This is a genomic window from Anabaena sp. UHCC 0399, assembly GCF_034931465.1.
GTDB lineage: Bacteria > Cyanobacteriota > Cyanobacteriia > Cyanobacteriales > Nostocaceae > Trichormus > Trichormus minutissimus.
On sequence record NZ_JAYGGZ010000036.1, the window covers coordinates 1 to 25378 of the forward strand.

At 45.4% G+C, this 25378-nt stretch carries 23 protein-coding genes and 1 pseudogene; 16 read left to right on the plus strand and 8 right to left on the minus strand.

Annotation, left to right across the window (positions count from 1 at the left end):
• Positions 1 to 244 precede the first annotated feature (244 nt).
• The 3 genes from VB693_RS18660 to VB693_RS18670 form a co-directional block, all read right to left on the minus strand.
• Complete coding sequence (locus tag VB693_RS18660; RefSeq protein WP_096560816.1) at positions 245 to 688, minus strand: hypothetical protein; 444 nt, start codon at positions 686 to 688, stop codon at positions 245 to 247.
• 109 nt (positions 689 to 797) lie between these two features.
• Positions 798 to 1139 carry a hypothetical protein gene (locus VB693_RS18665; protein ID WP_096560815.1) on the minus strand — a complete coding sequence of 114 codons (342 nt, stop codon included), beginning with the start codon at positions 1137 to 1139 and terminating at the stop codon, positions 798 to 800.
• Between the two features lie 584 nt (positions 1140 to 1723).
• Complete coding sequence (locus VB693_RS18670) at positions 1724 to 2746, minus strand: AraC family transcriptional regulator (protein WP_323267611.1); 1023 nt, start codon at positions 2744 to 2746, stop codon at positions 1724 to 1726.
• Between the two features lie 333 nt (positions 2747 to 3079).
• On the opposite strand from VB693_RS18670, the gene VB693_RS18675 reads away from it, so the two are divergent.
• From VB693_RS18675 to VB693_RS18700, 6 genes are all read left to right on the plus strand, one after another.
• Positions 3080 to 3613: a cupin domain-containing protein gene (locus VB693_RS18675; protein ID WP_323267558.1), complete on the plus strand. Its 534-nt coding sequence runs from the start codon at positions 3080 to 3082 to the stop codon at positions 3611 to 3613.
• Complete coding sequence (locus VB693_RS18680; protein ID WP_193880355.1) at positions 3613 to 4140, plus strand: cyclophilin-like fold protein; 528 nt, start codon at positions 3613 to 3615, stop codon at positions 4138 to 4140. Before VB693_RS18675 ends, VB693_RS18680 begins: the two co-directional genes overlap by 1 nt.
• Before the next feature lie 80 nt (positions 4141 to 4220).
• On the plus strand, positions 4221 to 5312 hold the full coding sequence (locus VB693_RS18685) for an alpha/beta hydrolase (RefSeq protein ID WP_323267559.1): 1092 nt from the start codon (positions 4221 to 4223) through the stop codon (positions 5310 to 5312).
• A gap of 22 nt (positions 5313 to 5334) precedes the next feature.
• On the plus strand, positions 5335 to 6111 hold the full coding sequence (locus VB693_RS18690) for an SDR family oxidoreductase (RefSeq protein WP_323267560.1): 777 nt from the start codon (positions 5335 to 5337) through the stop codon (positions 6109 to 6111).
• Between the two features lie 42 nt (positions 6112 to 6153).
• Positions 6154 to 6897 (plus strand): SDR family oxidoreductase, encoded by a 744-nt coding sequence (locus tag VB693_RS18695; protein WP_323267561.1) that lies wholly within the window; start codon positions 6154 to 6156, stop codon positions 6895 to 6897.
• An 11-nt stretch (positions 6898 to 6908) separates the two neighbouring features.
• On the plus strand, positions 6909 to 7082 hold the full coding sequence (locus VB693_RS18700; protein WP_228014316.1) for a hypothetical protein: 174 nt from the start codon (positions 6909 to 6911) through the stop codon (positions 7080 to 7082).
• A 35-nt stretch (positions 7083 to 7117) separates the two neighbouring features.
• On the opposite strand, the gene VB693_RS18705 is transcribed toward VB693_RS18700, so the two are convergent.
• The 4 genes and pseudogenes from VB693_RS18705 to ssb form a co-directional block, all read right to left on the minus strand.
• Complete coding sequence (locus tag VB693_RS18705; RefSeq protein WP_323267562.1) at positions 7118 to 8104, minus strand: ParB/RepB/Spo0J family partition protein; 987 nt, start codon at positions 8102 to 8104, stop codon at positions 7118 to 7120.
• The gene (locus VB693_RS18710; RefSeq protein ID WP_096560805.1) at positions 8101 to 8871 is read right to left on the minus strand and encodes a ParA family protein; all 771 of its coding nucleotides are present in this window, start codon (positions 8869 to 8871) and stop codon (positions 8101 to 8103) included. Before VB693_RS18710 ends, VB693_RS18705 begins: the two co-directional genes overlap by 4 nt.
• A 136-nt stretch (positions 8872 to 9007) precedes the next feature.
• Complete coding sequence (locus VB693_RS18715; protein ID WP_323267563.1) at positions 9008 to 9427, minus strand: hypothetical protein; 420 nt, start codon at positions 9425 to 9427, stop codon at positions 9008 to 9010.
• Positions 9428 to 9499: 72 nt separating this feature from the next.
• Positions 9500 to 9888 (minus strand): annotated as a pseudogene (gene ssb, locus VB693_RS18720) (single-stranded DNA-binding protein).
• Positions 9889 to 10123: 235 nt separating this feature from the next.
• Between ssb and VB693_RS18725 the strand changes: the two are divergent.
• The 4 genes from VB693_RS18725 to VB693_RS18740 all read left to right on the plus strand — a co-directional run bounded on the left by VB693_RS18725 (position 10124) and on the right by VB693_RS18740 (position 19552).
• The gene (locus VB693_RS18725; protein WP_323267564.1) at positions 10124 to 11299 is read left to right on the plus strand and encodes a hypothetical protein; all 1176 of its coding nucleotides are present in this window, start codon (positions 10124 to 10126) and stop codon (positions 11297 to 11299) included.
• A gap of 342 nt (positions 11300 to 11641) precedes the next feature.
• Positions 11642 to 18727: a PAS domain S-box protein gene (locus tag VB693_RS18730; RefSeq protein ID WP_323267565.1), complete on the plus strand. Its 7086-nt coding sequence runs from the start codon at positions 11642 to 11644 to the stop codon at positions 18725 to 18727.
• A 12-nt stretch (positions 18728 to 18739) separates the two neighbouring features.
• Positions 18740 to 19369: a response regulator gene (locus VB693_RS18735; protein WP_096553017.1), complete on the plus strand. Its 630-nt coding sequence runs from the start codon at positions 18740 to 18742 to the stop codon at positions 19367 to 19369.
• A gap of 48 nt (positions 19370 to 19417) precedes the next feature.
• Positions 19418 to 19552: a hypothetical protein gene (locus tag VB693_RS18740; RefSeq protein WP_323267566.1), complete on the plus strand. Its 135-nt coding sequence runs from the start codon at positions 19418 to 19420 to the stop codon at positions 19550 to 19552.
• Between the two features lie 11 nt (positions 19553 to 19563).
• Here VB693_RS18740 and VB693_RS18745 read toward each other — a convergent pair whose 3' ends face one another.
• The gene (locus VB693_RS18745; RefSeq protein WP_191762288.1) at positions 19564 to 20484 is read right to left on the minus strand and encodes an AraC family transcriptional regulator; all 921 of its coding nucleotides are present in this window, start codon (positions 20482 to 20484) and stop codon (positions 19564 to 19566) included.
• Between the two features lie 225 nt (positions 20485 to 20709).
• Between VB693_RS18745 and VB693_RS18750 the strand changes: the two genes are divergently transcribed.
• From VB693_RS18750 to VB693_RS18775, 6 genes are all read left to right on the plus strand, one after another.
• A complete protein-coding gene (locus tag VB693_RS18750; RefSeq protein WP_191762290.1) occupies positions 20710 to 21591 on the plus strand; it encodes an NmrA family NAD(P)-binding protein in 882 nt (293 codons plus the stop codon).
• 25 nt (positions 21592 to 21616) lie between these two features.
• The gene (locus VB693_RS18755; protein WP_323267567.1) at positions 21617 to 22255 is read left to right on the plus strand and encodes a nuclear transport factor 2 family protein; all 639 of its coding nucleotides are present in this window, start codon (positions 21617 to 21619) and stop codon (positions 22253 to 22255) included.
• A 63-nt stretch (positions 22256 to 22318) separates the two neighbouring features.
• Positions 22319 to 23053, plus strand: coding sequence for an SDR family oxidoreductase (locus VB693_RS18760; RefSeq protein ID WP_191762012.1), 735 nt, complete (start codon positions 22319 to 22321; stop codon positions 23051 to 23053).
• A gap of 234 nt (positions 23054 to 23287) precedes the next feature.
• On the plus strand, positions 23288 to 23845 hold the full coding sequence (locus VB693_RS18765; RefSeq protein ID WP_323267568.1) for a DsbA family protein: 558 nt from the start codon (positions 23288 to 23290) through the stop codon (positions 23843 to 23845).
• 187 nt (positions 23846 to 24032) lie between these two features.
• Positions 24033 to 24215, plus strand: coding sequence for a hypothetical protein (locus VB693_RS18770; protein WP_323267569.1), 183 nt, complete (start codon positions 24033 to 24035; stop codon positions 24213 to 24215).
• Between the two features lie 420 nt (positions 24216 to 24635).
• A complete protein-coding gene (locus VB693_RS18775; RefSeq protein ID WP_323267570.1) occupies positions 24636 to 25217 on the plus strand; it encodes a hypothetical protein in 582 nt (193 codons plus the stop codon).
• The last annotated feature ends 161 nt before the right edge of the window (positions 25218 to 25378 follow it).

The window sequence follows — 25378 nt, forward strand, 5'->3', positions numbered from 1 at the left end:
GGTTAACTGGTTATATACGCTCTGAAGTTGTACCGCTAACTAAATCTGTTGAAGGTAATACAAATAATGCAGGTGAAGAAGTCAAGCTTAAGTATAACTTTACACCTTGTGAGCGGCCTAGTACCTTTATTGCTGTAAACGAGAATGTTTGATAGTTTCAGACAAAAATCAATGTAGTAAAAAAAGAATCAGCTAGAATGAAGTGCTGCATAAAATAGTACTTTCTAACTGATTCTTTGAGATTTTAGTATGGCTGTTGCTCTAGCATTTGGTAGCAATCAACATGAGAATTGGTAATTTCTGGAATGTGTTGAATTACAGAGTTAATTTGCTCCATGTCTGCATATTGTTGTTCTCGCCTTTTGCGGAGTTCCCATGATTTACGGTTATAAGCTAACAAGTCTTCCAAACTCATGTTGAATTTGTATTTGGCGAAATTCAATAATTGTTCTGTGGTGTAACGACAATCTTCAGGACGACCAAAACAGATTTCAAACTGAAGCTTAAAAGCTTTCCAATCGAAATTGTCAGACCCCAGTTGTCGTTGTGATTCGCGTCCGTAAAGGTCACGGATTGAATAGAAAATTGTGTTGTATTTACGCACGTCGAATGATTCAATCTTGAATTGCTCCATTGTTGAATCATCGACTGTAGCAGCTTGAGCTTTAGTAGATTTATTAGCAGCCATAGTTTTTTTCCTTGATGAGTGTTTCGCTTTTAGCTGCGTCAGCATTAGTCAAAAAAATAAATCCCACTCTGTATGAGCGAGATTTTCTGTAAAATTAGATTATTTGTGATTATTTTGCTAATAAACGTTCGCGTTGTAGCCAAGTACGTTTGTTGACTTCGAGTAGTTCTTCTAAGCCTTTGTTGAAGTGCTTAATGGAATAGTCAACCATTTGTTGTACACTGTATTTGGGGTTGTCAACTGAGCCGAATGTAGCAATGAATCTTGTTTTAAAAGCATCCCATTGTGTTTTATTCCAGTTAGTTTGTGACTGCGCTTGAATAGTTTTACCCCAGGTTTCTTGTAGCCCGTAGTAGACTGCTTTAAACTTACGCTCGTTGTAGTCAGCAATTTTGTAAATACCCATTGCGTTATCATCAATTAAACTAACTTTTTTGGTTTTAGTAGCCATAATTTTTATCTCCTATGTGAGAGTTACTTCTTAAAGAATTGAGCGTTAGCTATAGTGCTTTCTCTTCTTTATTTGGACGTAAGTCCGTGTAAAAAATAACAATTTTAAATTGGAAATGAATGCTAACGCCTCGGCTACTATCCTGTGTTCAAAAATTTTCCAATAGAGATAGAGTAGCAAGCCGGTTAACCCGCAGAGTTAACCCACCGAAAGTATGTCTGGATTAAGGAAGATACTTTAGTTAGTGTATGAAATATAAAGTTGACCGTTTCTCAGGTAAAGACGAAGGGTGATTTACTTCAGGAAAGCTAACGATTCATGCACTGAGGTCAATAGAAGTTTCAAATTCTGGGTAATAATATGAGCTGGATGGCTTACACATACTGTCACATACTGTTCGTAGATAATAAGCCGATACTCGCAAGTTGATTCAGCAGAGATAATGAAATATGGGGTTGTAGTGACAACAGGTTGCGGATACAAGCTCATCAATAATGGGCACGATACACGATTTATTCAGCACTATCTAAGACACAAGAACACTCAGCATACAGTGTGCTACACAGAGTTATCTCCACAATATTTTAGTGATTTCTGGCAAGATGGCGGGTGTCTTGAGGAGATTGTATTGAACTATTAGCCTCAAGAGCAGCTTCTCGCAACCGTTCCACATCGCGCATGGGTGGCGCACCAAAGAGCCGCTTGTACTCCCGGTTGAAGTGCGAAGCATCGTCATACCCCACCCGGTAGGCAGCACTGGTCGCATCCAGGTTTTGCCCCAACATCAGACGGCGAGCCTCCTGAAGTCGCAGTTGTTTCTGGAACTGCAAGGGACTCATTGCCGTGACCGATTTGAAGTGGTGGTGAAAGCCTGACACACTCATACCTAACTCTCGGGCGATGTCTTCAATCTTGATCGGCTGGTTGAAGTCTTTGCGCAGTCGATCGACGGCTCTGGCGATGTAGTGCGTGTAGCCACCCAAAACAGCAATCTGACGCAGCCGAGCACCTTGCTCTCCCATCAGGAGTCGGTAGATAATCTCCCGCTTGATCAGGGGTGCAAGCACATGCGCTTCAGCCGGAGAATCGAGCAGTCTGACAAGCCGCACCACAGCATCTAACAGGTCTGCATTCAATGGACTAACATCGATCGCTTTGACACTAGCACCCCTTTGGGCTGAAGGATAGCCTGCCTCAACCATGACTGAACCAACCAGGGTAGGGTCGAGATCGAGACGAAGACCCAGGTACGGTTTTTCCTGGGTTGCTTCTAGAATTCGGCTGGCAATCGGCAGTTCAACCGTCCCCAGCAAATAATGCATTGGGTCGTACTGATAGCGATCGCTGCCTAGAAGAACTTCTTTGCTGCCTTGAGCAATCACACAAAAGGCAGGAATAGAGACATTATGAAAGCATTCCGAAGGGGAAGAGGAACGGTTGAAGTGCAATCCAGAAAGTGGCTCGATCGCTCCATCAGTACAAATCGCTTGAGCAATTCGCTCCGTTAGTTCCTCTCGGTTGGCTTGCGCTCGGTCTGCCTCGCGAAGAGTCTGAAGGTCATTCATCAAGGCTCTACCGGACTTTTCATTCGTTCTTGCAACGTTCATTTCTAATACCAATTTAAACAAACTTTTGGATACATCAAGCTTCGGCAAGGGTTTGGTAGTACCAGCCCTGTATAAAAATTTAGCGTGACTTGATCTGAAACGAGTGTAAGTTTGCAGGATTATACAACTATCTTAGACGATCGTTCTATTGCTTGCCTTTCAGGATTCATAGAATGAAGTTAAAGCAATAAAAAGTGATTCCGGCTTCTGGTAAGCGTCTGGACTTTTATCCAAGAGAAAACTCAGGTTTGTTTGGTCAAGCACTTCTCAGAATGGCATAAGAAGCATCATCCCAATCCACGGTAGGCATCGCTCACTGTAGGAAAGCTTTGCATGACTAAGCACAAACATGGAGGAACAGAAATGAAACGTCTCACGATACCTGTCATGGCATTTTCCTTATTGGCTTTGGGGTTTGTGCAGGCAGGGCATACACAAGTCTCATCTGGCGATCGCTTACCGAAAGTGGAGATCGCGCGGAACGGTTCGCAGCCTTCCACTGAAGGATCTGCCGACTATTTCACGGGTTCTGTCCGCATCAATCCTCTTTTTCCGGTGCACGAGCCGTCACGCGCATCTGGCGCAAGTGTTACCTTCGGGCCAGGTGCCCGAACCGCATGGCACACCCATCCCTTGGGGCAAACCCTGATTGTCACGGATGGAATTGGCTGGGTTCAGCAGTGGGGCGGTCAAATTCAGGAAATTAGACCTGGTGATGTCGTCTGGATTCCACCCGGTGTAAAACACTGGCACGGAGCTACAGCCACTACAGCCATGACTCATACTGCCATTCATGAGGCGCTCAACGGCAGCCCTGTGGACTGGATGGAACAGGTCAGCGACGAGCAGTATGAGGGGAGATCCTGATGCTTTTGAAATACCTTCCCGCTAGAGGGAAAAACGGTCAGAAGCGAATGCTAATTTTGCTCCTCGCTTTAGCAATGTCCCTGAGTTCTTCAGCCTGTCGTGCCGATACCAGGATGACTAACAATGCCCCGTTAGAGACACCGACTAAACTATCAACCGAGCAGGCAAACAGCATGAAGATCAACATCAGGATCAGAAACGAAGTTGTGACAGCGACGTTGATTGATAGCAAAACTACTCAGGATTTTATTTCCCTGCTGCCATTAACGCTGACGTTGAAAGACTACGCAAACACCGAAAAAGTTAGTGATTTGCCAAGACGATTATCGACAGAAGATGCACCTCCGGGCAGCGATCCTGCGGTTGGAGATATCGCGTATTACGCTCCCTGGGGAAATTTGGCGATGTATTACAACGATTTTGGCTACTCAAACGGACTCGTCATCCTCGGAAAAATTGACGGTGACATCGAGGCATTGACTGTGCCGGGTTCTGTAGAAGTAATGATCGAGTTGCGATCGCAGTAAAGCGGATACAGCAAGAAAGCGGCTTACAACGATTTAACTGAAGTAAACCCGTTAGATAAATCTACATCTACGAAGAAATCATGAAATACCGTGTTTTAATACCAACTCTCTTGATAAGTGCGATCTGTACAACGGCAGCATTCGCGCTCGACAAAACACAAGTCTCGCGTAAGATATCCCAAGTACCCGTACAACAGTCTGCTGTGGTCAAGGGGGCGGACAACTTCTATAAGAGCGATAAAGTAACTATGCAAAAGATTACGTTCAAAAACCAATACAACATGAAGGTTGCAGGGAATCTCTTCATTCCCAAAACCTTGAATCAGAACGCTAAGAATCCGGCAATCATTGTCGGACACCCAATGGGCGCAGTCAAAGAACAAAGCGCAAATCTGTATGCCCAAAAGCTGGCTGACCAGGGATTCGTCACCTTGTCCCTCGATTTATCCTTCTGGGGCGAGAGTGAGGGGCAGCCCCGCAACGTTGTTTCGCCAGATATTTATGCTGAAGATTTCAGTGCTGCGGTCGATTTTCTGGGTACCCAGTCCCTCGTTGATAGAGACCGAATTGGCGTTCTTGGGATTTGCGGTAGTGGGAGCTTTGTCATCAGTGCCGCCAAGATTGACCCGCGCATGAAAGCCATTGCGACGGTAAGTATGTATGACATGGGTGCAGCCAACCGTAACGGGCTGAGGCATTCTACGACCCTCGAACAGAGAAAGAAAGTCATTGCAGAAGCGGCTGAACAACGCTATGCGGAGTTCACGGGCGGCGAAACTAAATACACAAGCGGAACCGTGCATGAACTGAACGAGAACTCCACCGCTATTGAGCGTGAATTTTACGATTTCTACCGCACTCCTAGAGGCGAGTATACCCCCAAAGGTTCATCGCCGAAACTGACAACCCACCCAACGCTTACCAGCAACGTCAAATTCATGAACTTCTACCCGTTCAACGACATCGAGACGATTTCACCTCATCCGATGCTGTTCATCACGGGGGCAGATGCACATTCCAGGGAGTTCAGCGAAGATGCCTACAAGCGTGCAGCCGAGCCAAAGGATCTCTACATCGTTCCAAATGCGGGACATGTCGATTTGTACGACCGGGTAAACCTGATCCCGTGGAACAAGCTTGCATCCTTTTTCAATCAGCACCTCAGTCGGTAAGCGAGCAATTGACAGGAGAAATATGCTACCTAACTCGAATGGAAACTACACAGGCAAAGTGGCCTTTATCACCGGAGCAGCGAGCGGCATTGGCCGTGCCACAGCACTGGCGTTTGCCCGTGAAGGCGCGGCGGTGGTGGTTGCCGACGTTTCAGAACAGGGCAATCAAGAAACGGCACACCTAATCAAAGAACTCGGCGGGCAGGCAATCGCTGTCCGGTGCGACGTAACACGTGCCGAGGACGTGAAGACAGCCCTAGCCAAGACCATTGAGGCTTTCGGGCGGCTGGACTTCGCCTTCAATAATGCGGGCATCGAGCCAAGAAAGCCAGCTCCCACCGCAGAGTACGAGGAGGAAGAGTGGAACCAGATCATCGACATCAACCTCCGCGGCGTTTTCCTGTGTATGAAGCACGAGATTCCGCTGATCCTCAAGCAGGGAAGCGGCGCGATCGTTAACACGTCATCGGGCGCGGGAGTTATCGGCATCAAGGGCAGCCCCGCATACACCGCCGCGAAGCATGGTGTTATCGGTCTCACGCGATCGGCGGACCTCGACTACGCCGCGCAGAACATCCGCATTAACGCCGTCTGTCCCGGTTATATCGACACGCCAATGATGGAGCGCTTCACTGGCGGCACGGACGAAGGGCGCGCGAAGGTAATTGCCCAGGAGCCAGTTGGACGGATGGGTAAGCCTGAGGAGATCGCCGCAGCCGTCGTCTGGCTGTGTTCGGACGCAGCAGGCTTTGTCATTGGACACGCTATGGTCATCGACGGCGGCCAAACGGTGCAGTAATGGTCGGAGCAAAAGGACTTACTCAACAAAAAGAGGAATAAGATGATTAAAGACAAAGTTGTGATTATTACCGGCGCATCATCAGGAATTGGTGAAGCAACTGCGAAATTACTTGCAAGCAAAGGGGCTAAAGTTGTGTTGGGTGCGCGACGCGAGCAGCAATTGAAACAACTGGTTGATGAAATTCAAACAGATGGCGGACAAGCAGTCTATCAAGTGATGGATGTAGTTAACGCATCTGATAACGCCCAGATCGTCAAGCTTGCCAAGGAAACATTTGGACGCATCGATGTTATTTTCTTGAACGCTGGCATCATGCCAAATTCTCCACTTTCTGCATTGAAAACGGATGAATGGAATCAAACAGTTGATGTCAATATTAAGGGTGTACTAAATGGGATCGCTGCTGTGTTACCAACGTTTATTAGCCAAAAATCTGGGCATATTATCGCAACTTCATCGGTTGCTGGATTAAAAGCTTATCCAGGTGGTGCGGTGTATGGTGGGACGAAATGGTTCCTGCGCGATTTCATGGAAGTTCTACGTATGGAGTCGGCTCAAGAGGGGACTAACATTCGGACTGCGACAATTTATCCTGCTGCAATTAACACTGAATTGTTAGGTCAGATTACTAACCAAGATATGGCTGAAAAAATGACAGCGTTGTATGAGCAATATGGCATCTCACCAGATCGAGTCGCCAATGTTGTGGCGTTTGCGATTGACCAGCCAGAAGACGCAAACGTGAACGAATTTACAATTGGCCCAACCACGCAGCCTTGGTAAGGATAGTGCGGTTGTTTAGACTCTCGTGCGATCGCGTCCTCGCTCCCTTTGCGTTTTCCGATGCTACCTGTGAATTCTGCCATAAAGGAATTCACTCCGCCTGCGTACATGGTGGTTTTTGGGTAACTATAAATGATGGTGAACTGTTGTCAGCATTCGAGGGAAAGAAGCGATCGCGGCGGTGAAAGAGATGAGTTGACTTCTAGCCATCCATTACCTTTTACAAAGAGTTCTCCGAGACTTCACTACCTGACTGTAAAGAAATATCATCTTTGTTTTCTTCTTCTAGAAGTGCTTCAATTTGAGCAAAAAGCTTATTAATTTTTTTTAGCTTTTTCTCATCATTCCAAATTTTACTTTTTCTAAGTGCTTTGTATATTTTGTCAGCTTTTTCTTTTTGCTCTTGGTTATGAGATGATGGCTTACTTTCTGATTGTTGCTGAAGAATATTTCCTACTATAATCCTAATTTCAGATAATGATAAACCTTCTGCGATCGCTTTATTTAAAACTTCCTGCCTTTCATCATCATTTTTTATCCGGTTGATTTCCTTAGCTTTTGTGTATTCAATTTCGCCTTTTTGCAATGCAGTTTGGATATCCAAATGGAGTTTGAGTAAAGGAAGACGATTAGCTACAAACGACTGCCAAGTAATTTTTCCTAACTTCGAGAATACATCTTGTATGATTCGTCCTTCTTCACTAACCATAACGTTATGGTTAGAATTACCTTTGCTTTCGTTATTCATGTCATAGAGCAGTTTGACCACTGTCTCTTGGTCAATATCGAGTTCTTCGGCTAGTAATTCGAGAATTCCGATAGTTTCCTCGTAAGCGTTGAGGTCTTCCCTTTGGAGGTTTTCAACTAAGCGGAGTTTACGAGCTTTTTTCTCGTCGCACTCAATAATGACTACGGGTATTTCCTCAAGTTTTACGATTTCACAAGCTTTGAGACGGCGTTCACCAGCGACCAGCTCGTACTTGTCTTCCTCAATCTTTCTAACGACGATGGGTTCTAGTAACCCCACTTCCTTAATGCTGTCAGCGAGTGATTTGAGTTTTATGGGGTCAAAATAGCGACGGGGCTGACTTGGCGGAAAGATAATTTTAGATAAGGGTAAAGTGGAATCGGATAAAGATTTTTCTTCGTCATTTCCAAATAAATTATCCAGTCCGGTTAGTTTTTCTAGTTCACGTCTTTGGCTCATAGTTGAATGATGTATTTTGTAATTTCTTCGAGTATGCTAACTGCGGGGTGGTTTTTTTTGTGGAGTGCAAGTGGTAGATGTGCCTGGGTTGCGTCAGGAAAAGCTGTTGATTTAGGAATGGGGGCAGTAACGTGTATCCGTCCTTCAACCTGTTGTTTAATTTCTTCCAGTATTCCTGTGTCTTGAAGATTACGATTATCGTATTTGGTTGGAATTATACAAGCAATTTGTAATTTCTGGTGTCCTCCTTTTTTGAGTCGGGCAATTGTTTCTAGCAGTTGGTTGGTGCCAAGATAGCACTTATATTGCGTTTCAACAGGAATAATAACGTGTGAAGCAGCGACTAAGCTCATAATGCTTAGAATTCCTAGAGAAGGCGGACAATCAATCAAAATATAATCATACTGGTCAAGTACATTTGAAAGCGCAAATTTGAGCCGTTGGCGGTTGTCGATGGTCAGGTCATGGAAAATTTTTTGCTCCGTACCTGCCAATTGGATATTTGTAGGCACAAGGTGCATCCCGTAAATGGGTTTTTCCCATATATACAGGGGAGTTTCTTCAGCGATCGCACCATAGATAGTTTGTTCAGTTTGCAGCTTGACTTCCCCTAATCCCATAAAAGCTGTTAGCGATGCTTGTGGGTCCATATCCACAAGCAGTACACGATGTTTTTTAGCAAGGTGGTATCCAAGATTGTGTGTAATAGTCGTCTTAGCTGCCCCACCTGACTGATTGAAAGTGGCAATTATTTTGGTTGATGACATATATTAATGAAGCGATTTTGTGAACCCATGTCAGCGATTCTACCAAACAGTGGATTTTTATTTTAGATTTTTGAAAAAAATAATGCTAGTTCAACCCAGTAAACCTGTCTGGACTAGCATTATTCAGTTAATTGGTCTAAAATGGGGGTTCTTCGTCTAGGTCTTCATTTGTCGAAGTAACGTTATCTTCAAGTAGTTCCTTGGCAAAATCGGGAGTTTCAGGCGAGTGAGAGTTTTTGCTAACCTGGGTGAGTTCGTTAATAGGTTGTGCTGAGATAAAGTTTCTAATTACGAACGTGGCAATCTTTTCTTTGTACTCACCCCTGTTATCTACCACTAAATCAAGATATCCTTCTGCTGTACCATGTACGCCTTCCCCTTGTCCGTTGATGACGACAGCAGGTGCGCCTTTGGAACGGAATGGTATCTCGTCAGTAACGACTCCTTCCTTGGAACGGTAGTAGAATTCAGCAATCCCAAAAGCAATCAAGGAACCTTCTTTGTCGTGGGTTGTGTTCACTGACTTAAGATTAATAGTTGCAGTATTATGAATCATGGTCGTTTGGTTTGTAGATTGATTAAATGGTTAATCGCCTACGATTTACACTCCATAGGCGATTGTGATTTCCTAGAAATTGGCGTTAGCTACAGCCTGTGTTCCGTTTGGTACAGAAGTAGATGTAGATTCTTCCTTACGGGGTGAACCTAGTAATTCGATGGTGTTGATTGTGATTACAGGCTTTTGCCGCATAGTACCAGAATTTTTGTCAGCCCAACGATCAAATCCCAACTCACCAGTAATTGCAATCTGAGTTCCTTTACGAACGTAATTTCCAATCACTTCTGCTTGATTCCCCCAAGCGACTAAATCAAACCAAAGAGCTTGTTCACTTCTGTAGGGTGGTCTTACTGCAATAGAATAGAGATTGAAGCCTTAACTGCGCCCGACTCGAAAAATTTTAGATCGGGTTCTTGTCCACATCTGCCAACTAGCATGACTTTGTTGATATAGTTCATAACGCGAGAATTGATATATTTCTCTTATTGCTGCGTCAGCATTAGTTCTTTTAGGATTTATCATTTTGACGAATTGTTTTATTTAAAGCACACTTTTTGATTCATACTTGTGAGTTATTTTTTATCCCTGTTTCTCATACCATTGCGGTTTTTACTAAGGAACGGCTAATAATCCTGTGCTATGGTGGTATCGCCAATGTCGTGGTATGTATCTAAAAATTATAAGTAATGACTTATGCTTGAATATCTTCTCGTGAAGCGAGTAAGTATTTGTAAGCTGATACTCTTGGTTTTGATGTGGATACAGTTCGATGAGGACAGCCAAAATCGGCTAACACCTGACTACTCCTCACCTTTGCAAGTAGAAAATCTTACGTGGTTAGGAGAGACATCTGTTGGAGAAGAGGTCGAGCATTTTTGTGATGTTTCTAATACCGCTAGGATAGGCGTTTGGGGAGAAATTCTAGAACTGAAGTTAGTAGATTTAATTGCTGATTTACCGACTTGTTTGCACGATGCTTCATGGTTTGCTCTACTGGCAATTACTATGATGTTGGTGGATAAGGAATTAGACGGGATATGTGTACACCCACAAGATGAGTATTTTGCCCGGACTATTACGCTTGAAAGTTTGGCAGATTTGAGTGATTCTTACTTAGCCAAAGGTCATCCTTATTTAGATTTTCCTTTATCATTAGAAGACGCTAAATCATTACTGCCAGTTAATAGAAAGCAAGAGCTAGAAATCAAATTAGAGAAATTCCTTATTGATACTTATGAAGACGATTTTGATGATGAAGCACCAGATATTTGTGAGTTTTCATCCATCTACTTGCAAGATATTTTAAAAGAGTTTTTTGTTGAATCTGACTGGCAAGGTGATATTAACCAAGAGGCGGTTGTACAGCTTCAAGAAAAGTATGGTTCACATTATTCAGAAGGTGCGTTCTCTCCTGAAACTAAGGAACACGAACGTTGGGGCAAAACGCTTGTTTTTCTCAAACAATTTATAGGTCTGGATTCTAATTTTATCGAAAGCCAAAGCGATTTGTTCCTTGATGAATCTCTAGCAGCTGATTTACCTGATTACTTCCGTATGAAGACCCGTTTAGAACGTTGGCAAGACCGAACAGTTGTTTTATCCCGTTTGGTTCATACTTTAGTTCATTTTTTACTGGTAGGACAAAATTATCATCCCAGTCATATACAAGATTTGATGGCTATTCCAGTTTCTTCACGGGCTATATCCAGCCTACAAGCTTGTTTAGGTGTAGCTGCTTACAGAAGTGGTTATTACATGGCTGCTTCAAATATTCCCGAATCAGAAATTGGGCGGAACTGGTTGCTAGAAAAAGCTTTCCCTAACCTGCTTGATTTTTATCAAACAGGCCGGTTGAGTGGAAAGCAATAATTAATATTCTGCTGTTGGTTAATAAAGACAAATTTATATTTATGAAAAAATACTTATTTATACAATACTTTTGCCAAAAGAAGAGTCTACAAAAATTAAAAAAGCCTTGCGATAAACCTGGAAGGAATTTTTAGGACTGATTGTTTTTGCCCAGCTTCGGAGAAATGGGAGTTTGTACATCAACTCACCCTCTTAAATTGGCGAAGGTATTGTTACCCTTGATAAATTGTTTAATTCCCCCCTTCTTCCCTATCTTGATAAAATTTCAGAAGATGAAAAATGTGATAGCTGGATTGCTGTATAGTTTGAGGTGTACCAGATTATCCTTTCAAGAGTTGCTCTATGATCACTCTGCCTGGTATTGCTATCCAAAACAAAATATACGAAAGTTCCAATTCTCTAGTGTACCGGGGCATTAGAGAGGATGGAGTAGAGATCGTCGTAAAAATGCTAAAGCTTGATTATCCCTCTCCCCAAGAACTAACCCGCTACAGACAGGAATATAAAATTATTCGCTCCCTGAATCTGGAAGGAGTTATCAAGGCATACAGCCAGCAGGACTATCAACGCACTCTGGTGATTCTCTTAGAAGATTTTGGGGGAGAGTCCCTAGAAAAATGGATGCAAAAGCGTCCAGATATTTTCTGCCCGATGCCTTTATCCACTTTTCTTGGTATTGCGATCGCCCTTTGCGACATTCTGGGCAGAATCCATGCAGCCAATGTCATTCATAAAGATATTAACCCTGGAAACATAGTCTTTAATCTGGATACTGGCGTTGTCAAAATTATTGATTTTGGGATTGCGACCCAATTTAACCGCACCAATCCGACGTTCAAAAGTCCCCATGTGTTAGAAGGCACGCTTACCTATCTGTCGCCAGAGCAAACCGGGCGGATGAACCGGATGCTCGACTATCGCACCGATTTCTACTCGCTGGGCGTAACCTTCTACGAACTGTTAACTGGACAGCTACCGTTCCCCACTCAAGACATCCTGGAGCTAGTTCATTGCCATATTGCCAAACCGCCGATTCCTGTGCATAAATTGAACGCCACGATTCCCAAACCCATTTCAGGCATAATTTTGAAGTTGATGGCGAAAAATGCGGAGGATCGCTATCAAAGTGCCTGGGGCATCAAAGCGGATCTAGAACGCTGCGCCGGGCAACTGGCAGAAATGGGTCAGATCAACGCCATGTCGTTGGGACTACAAGATGTTTCAGAACAGTTTTGCATTCCTCAGAAACTGTATGGACGAGAAGCCCAGACTAAAGCATTATTGGCGGCGTTTGACAGAGTGGCTAGAAAAGAGACATTTGGCGAAATTTGTCAACTAGAGTCAGGCATAGAAAATGCTCAATTCAATGTCGAACTCATGCTCGTTGCTGGTTACGCTGGCGTCGGCAAAACAGCATTGGTGCAAGAACTCTATAAACCCATCACAGCAAAGCACGGCTATTTCATATCTGGTAAATTTGACCAATTCAGGCGCAATATTCCCTACAGCGCCATTGTGGATGCCCTGCAAAAGTTGGTGCAGCAACTTCTGGGGGAACCGGATGAGCAAGTGCAACAGTGGCAAGAGCGCCTGCTCTCAGCTTTAGGAAGCAATGGGCAAATTATCATAGATGTCATTCCCGAAGTTGAGTTCATTATTGGCAAGCAGTTACCCGTACCAGAAGTTGGAGCAACTGAGGCACAGAATCGCTTCAATTTAACTTTTCAAAGGTTTGTGCGGGTGTTTTGTGCAAAAGAGCATCCCCTGGTCATCTTTTTAGACGATCTACAGTGGGTCGATTCCGCGACGTTGAAGTTAATTGAACTCATATTGCTTGACGAGCAAACTCAATCTCTGTTTTTGATCGGAGCCTATCGAGATCATGAAGTGTCTCCAACGCATTCATTAATTTTGATGCTGGAGAGCTTGCGAAACCAGGGAGCAGTACTTCAGGAAATCATCCTGACCCCCTTAACGCTCGAACCCTTGAGTCAACTGATAGCTGAGACATTACATCGCAATGCTGATGCAGTTCGTTCCTTAGCCCAAGTCGTGTTGCGTAAAACCGAGGGCAACCCTTTCTTTGTTGGTGAATTTTTGAAGCTGCTGCATAGCGAAAACCTGTTAACCTTTGATGCCCAACAGTTGAGTTGGCAGTGGAACTTAACTGAGATTGAAGCTCAAGATATCACGGATAATGTGGTGGAGTTGCTGCTGCGTCAGTTGCAGAAATTGCCGGAAGCAACACAGCAAGTTCTCTCCATCGCTGCTTGTGTTGGGTCTGAGTTTGATTTAGAAACATTGGCGATCATTTGCGAAAAATTACCGAAAGCAATTTTCCAGGATTTATTAGAAGCAATACAAGCGGGATTAATTCAACCTCTATCTGAATTGGACGAAGACTTGTTGGTTCAAAAGTATAAGTTTTCGCACGATCGCGTTCAGCAAGCGGCTTATGCTTTGATTGATGAATCGCACAAACAGGTTGTTCATCTCCAAATTGGTCGCAAATTGCACGAAAAAACTTCACCAGAGCAACGATCCGATCGGTTGTTTGAAATCATCGATCATCTCAATCAAGGACTTGAGCTAGTCACTGCTCGATCAGAACGAACTGAAATTGCCAGATTGAATTTAATGGCAGGTCAGAAAGCAAAGGCAGCAACGGCTTATGAAGCAGCTTTTAAGTATTTCACTACAGGGCTTAAACTCCTCAATTGGGAGAGTTGGCTCAGTGAGTATGACCTCACCTTAGCGCTGTACTCCCAAGCAGCAGAAGCAGCATATCTTCATGGTTGCTTTGATAAGATGGAACAGTTGGTAGAAGTAGTACTCGCTCGTGCCAAAACAGTGGTTGACAAAGTGCAGGCTTACGATAGCAGAATTCAAGGATATTTGTCACAGGGCAACCTGAAAGAAGCACTTAAAATTGGATTGGAAGTGTTAAAGCTCCTGGGAGTGATTTTACCAGAAAATCCAAGTGAGTTAGATGTTCGAGGCAGATTGGAGTCAACGGCGGCACTACTCGCCCAACGAGAAATTGAAGACTTGATTAATTTACCAGAGATGACTGCACCAGAACCGCTAGCAGCAATGTCAATCCTAGCGAATATAGGGGCTGCTGCATTCATAGTATCACCAGCACTGATGATACTGATTACTTGTAAAACGGTAAATTTATCAATCAACTACGGTAATGCTATCTGGTCACCACTGTATTATGCTGCCTACGGATTTTTTCTATGTGGAGTTGTTCAAGACATTGAACTCGGCTATAAATTTGGTCAATTGGCTCTTAGCTTGGCAGAACGATTGAATACCAGAAAAGGCAAGGCTAAAGCATTACAGTTATTTAGTGATCACGTTATGCAATGGAAAGTACATCTTAAGGAGACGATACCACTGCTGGTTGAGGCTTATCAGGAAGGAGTGGAAACCGGAGACTTTGAAACCGCTGGTTATGCTGTATATGACGTGTGCTACAACTCGTTTTTCGTCGGTGAGGAACTCACCCAACTGGAACAGAAAATGGCAACCTACAGCAAAGCGGTTGATCGAATCAGGCGGGAAAGCCCCTCAACTTGGATTGCAATGGTGTGGCAGACCATTCTTAATTTGTTAGATAGGTCTCTTAATCCCAGTCGCTTAGTTGGTCGGCTGTGTAATGAAGAGGAGGCGTTATCACACGCTATTGCAATTAAAGATGGAACTGCAATCCAAATACTCTATTTGCACAAAGTCATGTTGTGTTATCTATTTGGAGAACACCATCAAGCTGGACAGACTGCTATTTTGGCAAGGCGACATTTTGAAGAAGCGACGGCAATAAAGGTTTTACCTGTATTCTGTTTCTATCATTCGCTGGCGCTTTTGAGCCTATTGCTCGATGCTTCAAACTCTGAAAAAGTAGCTTGGCTAAACTGTGTTAACACCAACCAAGAAAAGATGCAGAAATGGGCAGAACACGCCCCAATGAATTATCTACATAAATTTTATCTAGTCGAGGCAGAGAAAGCGCGAGTCTTAGGGCAATTTCTTGAGGCTGAGGAGTTTTATGAACGGGCGATCGCAGGTGCTACTGAGCATGAGTTTATCCAGGAAGAAGCATTAGCTTATGAATTAGCGGCTAAACATTATCTGGCACGAGGCCGAGAAAAAATTGCTCAAACTTATATGAAAGAGGCGCACTATTGCTACGATCGCTGGGGCGCAACTGCTAAAGTTAAAGACTTAGAAACTCGCTATCCACAGTTCTTTTCTCAGTCGTCTAGAGCTGCTTCCGCATCAGTTCCTATTACTACTGAAACTATCACTAATCCCTTCCATACCGCTTTCGATTTAGCAGCAGTGATGAAAGCTTCACAGGCGATTTCTCGTGAAATTGAACTGAAGCAATTGCTGCGATCGCTGATGCAAACTTTGATTGAGAATGCTGGCGCACAAACCGGATATCTGATTTTAGAAAACTCAGGAGAATGGTCGATTGAAGCGGCTTGTGAACTCAATACCGATGAGAATGCTTGTGCGACTCAGGTGTTACAGTCTATTCCAATTGCCGATCAATTGCCAGAATCAATCATTCAATATGTGATTCGGACTCTGAAGCCTGTCACCTTAAATGATGCGACTCGTGAAGATGCTTTTATTAATGAGCCATACATTCAACAGAACCAGCCTCAATCTATTTTCTGTTTGCCGCTGCTGAATCAAGCCAAGCTGGTCGGTGTATTATATTTAGAAAATCGGTTAGCAGCTGGAGTATTTACACCAGAGCGATCGCAGGTCTTGCAGCTATTATCGACTCAAGCAGCGATCGCTATCGAAAATGCCAACCTTTACTCAGAACTGCGGGCTAAGGAAAGCAAGATCACCCAGTTCCTCGAAGCGATTCCGGTGGGAATTGGGATCGTGGATGCGACAGGTTGCCCTTACTATACCAACCAATGCGGCAGTCAACTTATAGGCAAAGAAACTGATACTTCCATCGCACCGGAGCAGATCTCAGAGGCTTATCAGCTTTATGTAGCGGGAACGGATCAAATCTATCCAGCGGAGAGATTGCCGATTGTGCGGGCATTAAAGGGCGAACGCATCAGGACTGAAGATATAGAAATTCGTCGAGGTCATACCACAATTCTAATTGAGGCACGGGGAACACCAGTTTTCGATCAACAGGGCAATATCACTTATGCGATCGCTACCTTTCAAGATATTACAGAGCGCAAACAAGCCGAGAAACTCCTAGCCGATTACAACTGCACTTTAGAGCAACAGGTTGCAGAACGAACTGCTGCTTTACGACAGAGTGAGGCCAATTACCGTAACCTGATTCAAACAGCGAATTCGATCATCCTTCGCACGGATAGGCAAGGACGAATTCGATACATGAATGACTATGGACTAAGCTTTTTTGGCTATGAGGAAGATCAGATTCTAGGGCGTACCCTACTGGAAACAATCGTTCCAGAAACCGAAACATCTGGACGCGATCTCAAGCAGTTTGTTCACAATCTGTTTCACAATCTTGAAGCTTCCTTGCCTCAAGCTTACTTGCAAACCGAGAATGAAAACCTTTGTCGAGATGGTAGACGGGTTTGGATTGCCTGGTCGAATCAAGTCATCTTCAATGAACAGGGAGAGGTCGTTGAAATCTTATCGGTGGGCAATGACACCACCCAACGCAGACAAGCAGAAGAGGCATTACAACGCAGTGAAGCTAAGTTCCGCAATATTTTTGAAAACTCACAGGTTGGCATCTTCCGCACCCGCCTCTCGGATGGATTACTTCTCGATGCCAATCAACGCTATGCCAATCTGCTTGGCTTTGATTCATCAGAGGAGATGATTGGGTTTGAACACGCCACAGACTACTATGTAAATCCCAGCGATCGCCAAAAATTCCTTGAGGTGCTGAAGCGGGATGGGGAAGTGCGAAGCTATGAAGCACAGGGGCGAAAACGAGATGGGACAGTGTTTTGGGGACTTTTCTCTGCTTATCTGAATGCAGACGATGACTACATTGAAGGGGTGATTGCGGATATTAGCGATCTCAAACAAACAGAAGCCGCTCTACAAACGAGTGAAGAACGACTACGCTTAGCATTAACCGCTTCAAATCAAGGACTCTACGATTTCGATTTAAAGACTGAAGAAAGAATTGTTAACCCGGAATACGCTTTAATGCTGGGCTACGATCCAGCAACATTCCACGAAACCATTCCTGAATGGATTGCTCGTTTGCATCCTGATGACAGAGAATCAGTTGTCGCAACCTACCGTGCTTGTATTACTGGAGAAATCCCCAACTTTCAAGTAGAGTATCGCCTTCGTACCCAGGATGGTCAGTGGAAATGGATTCGTTCTGTCGGCAAAATTGTTACCTGGAATGAATCCGGTGAACCCATCCGAGCGTTGGGAGTTGTTACGGATATCAACGATCGCAAGCAAGCAGAAGCAGCATTGCAAGCCTCTGAAGCAGAACTGCGGGCGCTCTTTTCAGCCATTCCCGATCCATTATTTGTATTCTCTGCTGAAGGGCGATTCCTTGAAATAATGGTACTGGAACGAAATCTGCTATGGCAACCCTTTGAGGAGATGATTGGTAAAACTATGCATCAACTCGGAAGGGAAGAAGCTGATGAGTTTCTAGGTTATATTCAGCAGGTACTGAGAACCCAACAAATCCTCACAGTCGAGTATGGTGCGTTTCTAAATGGACGAGAAATGTGGTTTTCGGCTCGCATTGCCCCAATCAGCCACGATCAGGTGATTTGGCTGGTGCGAGATATTACGGCGCAGAAGCAAGCAGAAGAAGCCTCAATTTTAGAAGAACGTAACCGTATGGCACGCGAAATTCACGATACACTCGCTCAGGCGTTTACAGGGATTCTGGCTCAGGTCGGTGCTGCAAAACAGGTGCTAACGGATGATGTAGAAGCAGCTCAGGCACACCTGGATCTGATCAAAGAATTGGCACGAACTGGACTGACTGAAGCACGGCGATCGGTCGTGGCGCTCCGTCCTCAGCTTTTGGAGGAGGGCAGTTTACAGAGCGCTCTCCATCGTCTCGTCGCTCAAATCAGGGCTGCTGCAACTGACACCACCTTATATTATGAGATTGAGGGTGCAGTGTATTCTCTACCCACTGAAGTCGAGAATAACTTACTACGGATTGGGCAGGAAGCATTAACTAATGCGATTAGATACGCCAATGCTGACGAAATTCGAGTGGAGCTAGTCTACGATCGCGACCAGTTTTGCTTGCGCGTGAGAGACAATGGACAGGGCTTTGGAGTTGGAAGTATTTCAGCCTCTGAGGGTTTTGGCTTACTTGGCATGAGCGAACGGGCAGAGCGCATCGGCGCACAACTAACGATTAGGAGTCAACCTGGACAAGGAACAGAAATTATTGTCACCGTCAACCCTTGAGTGAGCATTACAATGAGCCAAGCTACGACCATTCGGGTTCTGATTGCGGACGATCACGCCATTTTTCGGCAAGGATTAGCCACGATTATTAACCGTGACCCAGAGATGCAGGTGATTGCCCAAGCCGAAAATGGGGAACAAGCGATCGCCGCCTTTCGGGAACACCAACCAGATGTAACGCTAATGGATCTGCGAATGCCTGAAGTGGAAGGAGTTGCCGCCATTGGTGCAATTTGTGCTACTGCTAAATCTGCTCGGATTATTGTACTGACCACGTATGATAGTGACGAAGATATTTATCGGGGATTGCAGGCAGGCGCAAAAGGATACCTGTTGAAAGAAACTGAACCGGACGAGCTTCTGAATGCGATTCGTACCGTTCATCGGGGCCAGAAGTATATTCCGCCCGATGTGGGAGCAAAGTTGGTACAGCGCCTCAGCAATCCAGAACTGAGTGAAAGAGAACTAGAAGTACTCCGCTCACTGGCGCAGGGAATGAGTAATGCCGAGATTGCGGCGGCTTTGAGTATCGGTGAAGGCACTGTTAAATCCCATGTCAATCGGATTTTGAATAAGTTGGATGTAAGCGATCGCACCCAAGCTGTGATTGTTGCCGTTAAGCGCGGCATTGTAAGTTTGTAGGATGTACTTGCAATTGATTCCCAACAGCCTCAGAATTTCACTGATCTGATGAACCGCGAAGCGCAACGAGTCGCCAGTCCAGGGACTAAATTTGTTGCAGTTACTGCTCCTTCGGACCCAAATACATTGGCACTCGCACCACCCTTGCCATCGCTAGCCATGCTGTGGTCGATGGATAACTAGCCAATCTTCGCTCAAGCTGTCCGTAACCGTTCAATGTCTCGAATGGGCGGCGCACCGAACAGGCGCGAATATTCCCGGCTAAACTGTGACGGACTTTCATACCCCACCTGGTAGGCAGTAGAGGTCGCATCGAAATCCTCAGCGAGCATCAGACGACGCGCTTCTAACAGTCTTAACTGCTTCTGATACTGAAGCGGACTCATCGAAGTGACTTGCTTGAAATGCTGATGGAACGACGAAGTAGACATCCCGATCTGACTCGCTAAATCCTCGATCCGCATCGGCTTGGTAAAATCAGATTTGATTTGTTGAATCGCTAAAGCAATTCGCTGCATATTACTGCCGGATGTGGCAATTTGACGCACGGCTTCCCCTTGTTCACCCAACAGCAGATGGTAATAGAGTTCACGAATCATTAACGGTGCCAGCATGGAGATGTGTTGCGGAGTGTCTAAGAGCTTGACGAGGCGAAGGGCACACTCCATCAACGCTGGATCGACGTTGCTAACCGATATACCTCGAATAGAGTTTTCTGGCTTTGCCGAACTGGAACCCATTTGGGCAACCATCTCACACAATTGCATCAAGTCTAAGTTCAGCTTCAGCCCTAAATACGGCTTGTCAGGTGTCGCCTCAGTCACAAAGCCACTCAGCGGTAAATCAACGGAAACGACGAGATACTGCATTGCACCATACTGATATGTCTCCTCACCCAGAAATGCTTTTTTCTGACCTTGAACGACGATCGCCAGGATGGGTTCATACACGCTATGAGGTGCGGTAGATACTGTATCTGAGCGCGCAAAGTCTAATTGCTCGATCGCCGTGGGTTGGATAATGTTGCCGCTGGATTTGGTATGCCGCACGATCCGTGTGGCGATTTCTTGGCGGTGATCCGCGATTATGTCAGGGCGAGAGATTGCGACTGTCATAGCAGAGACTCGACTAACTCAATACCTTACAGTTGACATTATAGAATCTCTGCAAACGATCGCTCTGGAGAATTAGGCAATCATCGGATAGGTTTGGGCATTTCAAGAACAGCTTTTCCAACCTATGCTGAACTTACACGAATAGACAAGATGAGGATCAGGCAATGATGCAAGAAGGCAAAAATCGCCTGAGTGACCGGAATGATTAATGAGCAGGAGAACCTTATGTATGTAGTTTTTGGAGCGACGGGACAGACAGGTTCAGCAGTGGCTAACGCTTTGCTTGAGAGAAATTTTCCAGTGCGCGTTGTCTTGCGCTCTGATAAAGCTGCCAGTACATGGCGAGAGAAAGGTGCAGACGTAGCGGTTGCCGAAGTCACTGATGTCGAAGCGATGACCGCCGCGATGCGTGAAGCGGATGCCGTCTATGTGATGAACCCACCTGCTTACAACGTCAGCGATATGTTTGCGCTGGCAGAACAGATCGGCGAGTGTTATGTTGAAGCCCTTACAAACGCTGATGCACGGAAGGTCGTGTTACTGTCTTCGGTTGGTTCACAGCACGCTTCCGGTACGGGCAACATTTTGACGACCCATATTTTAGAGCGCATGTTGGGCAACTTGGCAGTTCCCGTCACAGTTCTGCGAGCGGCATCGTTTATGGAGAATTGGGGGAGTGCCGCCGTGATCGCTGCCGAACAAGGGGTACTGCCCAGTTTTTTTGCTCCACTCGATCGTCGGCTGCCTATGGTTTCGACCGAAGACATCGGGCGCACTGCGGCTGAAGCCATGATTGAAGACTGGAAAGGTCAGCGCATCATCGAACTGCATGGTCCGATCGACTACTCACCAAACGATGTCGCTGCTGCTTTTGCCGCTGTGCTTAACCGTAATGTACAGGCAATTGCTGTTCCCGAAAGCGACTGGCAAGCAACGATTTCCAGCTTTGGCTTTTCACCTGAAGCCGTCAACAGCTACAGCGAGATGATGCGCGGTTTCAACTCTGGTCATATCGTCTTTGAAAGTAGCCCAGAGATAGAAACGCGCACCGGACAAACTGCAATAGAAGCTGCTGTTGATAGATTGACTGGAAGCAAATCCAAGTAAAAATTAGCTTGAGGAGATTGAAATAGTGCGTTATTTAAGTCAAATTTTCACGGGAGCAGGACTGATTGGGCTGTTGGCTATTCCGGTGATGATGCAAGCTCGCGCGAAGGCAGAGATTCAATCGAATGTGACTGCGTTTGGGTCAAGTGATTACCCGACAGTATTGAATCAACAGTCCTTCCTGGTTCAGCCTTCAGCGATCGCAGACTTGTCCCAAGCAACTCCGTCTAATCCAGCAGATGCACAAGCAACTCAGATGATCGAGCAACGCAACAAAGCAACTGTCCAGCAGTCTTTCGACCAATGGCGCAACGGAACTGGCAGTGCATTTGATCTGCTTGCCCCGGATGTAACCTGGACAATTACTGGGACGGGTGCAACTGCGGGCACATATCGCAGCCGACAAACATTACTCGATCAAGTCGTTAGCCCGACCAGTGCCCGATTATCAACTCCAATCGTCCCGACTGTACGCGGCATCTGGGCGGATGGCGATATGGTGATCGTGCTGTGGGACGGGGAGGCGACCGCCAGAGACGGCAGAGCGTATCGGAACACCTACACGTGGTATTTCCGCATGAAAGACGACCAAGTAATCGAAGCGATCGCCTTCCTAGATATGAGCAAGTTTACAGAATTGTGGACAAGGGTTTCACCTTCATGACCCAGGAAATGGAAATCAATATTTAGTTCACAGCACTCAACTCGAACAGAAAGGAAAACAACGATGTTAAACATTGAGAACAAAGTCATTGCGATCACTGGAGCCAGTAGCGGGATTGGCGAAGCCACAGCTAAGTTACTCGCTCGAAACGGTGCAAAGGTGCTTTTGGGCGCACGGCGCACCGAAAAGCTCGAAAAAATTGTTGAGGAGATCCACACCTCAGGTGGTACAGCAGAATTCAAAGCCGTAGATGTCACCGATCGAGAAGATGTGAAAGCGTTCATTGGGTTTGCAAAAGACAAGTTCGATCGCGTCGATGTCATCTTTAACAACGCAGGCGTGATGCCGCTCTCCCCGATGAATGCCTTGAAAGTCGAGGAATGGGACAACATGATTAACGTGAATATCAACGGGGTGTTGAATGGCATTGCAGCAGCTTTGCCGATTATGGAAGCGCAAGGTAACGGACAAATCATCAATACTGCGTCGATTGGTGCCCATGTGGTAGTACCCACTAGCGCAGTTTACAGCGCTACCAAGTACGCAGTTTGGGCAATCTCCGAAGGACTCCGGCAGGAGTCGAAAATGATTCGCGTCACCGTCATCTCTCCCGGTGTGGTTGAAACCGAACTCGGCTCTGATATCACGGACGAGCCAACAAAAGGCTTCTTGAAAGACCTTCGCAAAGATGCACTCAACCCAGATATGATCGCCAGCGCTGTCCTGTATGCCGTATCCCAGCCGGATGATGTCGATGTCAACGAAGTGATTGTTCGACCGATCCGTCAGATGATGTAGGCAACAGCTCTTGATCACGTCAGACGGATAGGATTGACCATACAATTAAGCGTTAAATCTAACTTAAGTTAGAGCCTACCTTCTATCTTAAGAAGGAGCGGCTGCTCCATCAAATTACAGCCTAAAAATGTTAACTCACTGTAGACGACAACTAAAACCCAATTGCTTATATTGAATTCATGTGGATTGAGCAAGTGAATCGCAAGGTTCCATGCTTGATACAGATGTAGAAAGATGATCGACGACCATAGTTCCAGTTCTTTAGTTGTGCCAGCTTCAACCCAAGATCACAGTCAAGGTGTGCTAAGTGCCGCCGTGGTATTAGTGATGTATGGGGATTATCAATGTCCTAGAAGTGCAGCCGTTTACAAACTGATTAAAATCATTCGGCAAGAGCTTACGGTTTCTTTTGGAGAGGATTATTTATGTTTTATCTTCCGCCATTTTCCACAGATCCAGATTCATCCCCAGGCACAACGGGCAGCCCAAGTAGCCCAAGCAGCCGCCGCCCAAGCAAAGTTTTGGTTAATGAGCGATACTTTATTTGACCATCAACAAAGGTTGGAGAACGGTTATCTTGTCGAGTACGCCAATGATTTAGGGCTTGACATTCCTCAATTTCTCAAAGAGTTGTCTAAACAAGTGTATGTCGATCGCATCAATGAAGATATCGAAGGCGGAATACAGAGTGGAGTGACGACTACCCCAGCCCTGTTTATCAATGGAATTCGTTACACCGAGCGCTGGAACACGACGGAGTTGATGGCTGCCATGATTGCTGCAAGTTATTAAGCTCCCCGATCTTTGCTCTCAATTCATATCTGACTTGCCTGTAAGTGCTGTAAGCCATCTAATTTTGATGGCTAGATTTTGCCTGTTTCACTGAACAAATTTGCCGCTTTTTGAACCATGCCAACAACTGAATTCCTGCGTATTGATTTAGTGAATTACAAATCGGTATTTCATTGAGGATAGTTCTATGACGCATTCACTAGTACAAGGCAAGAATAATTCTGGGCATGAAGGTACACCTCAGACTGCTTCTCTTCGCGACTCCTCAGTTAATCATGCCCTGATTGCGATCGCGCAAGAAGTCACTGAGTTGCTGAGACAAACTTACCCGATACAAACTGACGAAATTGAAACAGGAGAAACAGAATGATACTGCAAGATAAAGTGGCGTTAGTCACTGGCGGAACTTCAGGAATTGGTCGTGTAATCGCGTTAGCGTACCCCTACGGGGAAGCAAGCTACGCGTAGCGTTCCGTAAAGCCTGCGGCATAGCTACGCTTAGGGCGCAGCCTCTCGTAGAGAAGGAAAGCTTAACGTTCGCGTAGCGTCTCGCAGAGAAGTTATCGCATTTGGTGCTGCTGGAGCAAAGGTAGTATTCTCAGGCAGACGCGATGCAGAAGGTGAAAAAACTGCCAAACTGATTCGTGAAACAGGCGCTGAATGCTTATACGTCCATTGAAACAAGTTCACTAACATCACAAAAATCTGACAAATCATTTTAAGAATCTGAAAGCAGTCAAGCATTGGAACTCAAGACACTTTAGATAGATAGAACCAGGAGTATTTAATCATGGTCAAAGAGCAAACTGTAGACGGACAAGCTTCTTTACAAGCAACTACCAATTTGACACTAGCCCAGGAGTCTTTGCAAGAACTTTGGGATGAGCATCTGCGGCACGAGTTTGACGCTCACAACACTGAAGATGCTCTCGCCACGATGGTTGAGGATGCTTACGTTAACGGCATTCCGGTAATGATTGGGGGAGTAGGGAAACCAGCACTGCGCGAGTTTTATTCCAAATACTTCATTCCACAGATACCGTCGGACATGGAGCTGACTCCGGTCTCGCGCACAATTGGGACCAATCAACTCGTCGATGAAATGGTGGCTAAGTTCACTCATACCATTCAGATGGACTGGATGCTACCCGGCATTGCTCCGACTCTTAAACGGGTTGAAGTGGCATTGGTAGCAATTGTTCAGTTTCGTGACGACAAGCTAGCCCACGAACATCTCTACTGGGATCAGGCGAGTGTATTGGTTCAACTCGGCATGCTCGATCCGGGTACACTGCCCGTTGTAGGGGTTGACAGTGCGCGCAAGGTACTTGATCCGAGCTTGCCCTCAAACGCACTGATCGATCGCGACTAAATGTAGGAGCCAGCAAATATCAATGCCTAAACCCGCCATTTTGCAATCAGGATCGTACTCATCCTGGTTGTAGGAGGTGCTTCTTATTGCTGGCCCCTACACGTATTGCTCATTGAGTTTTTGACAAAGTGACACAGCCATTCACAACAAGAGGTAACTAT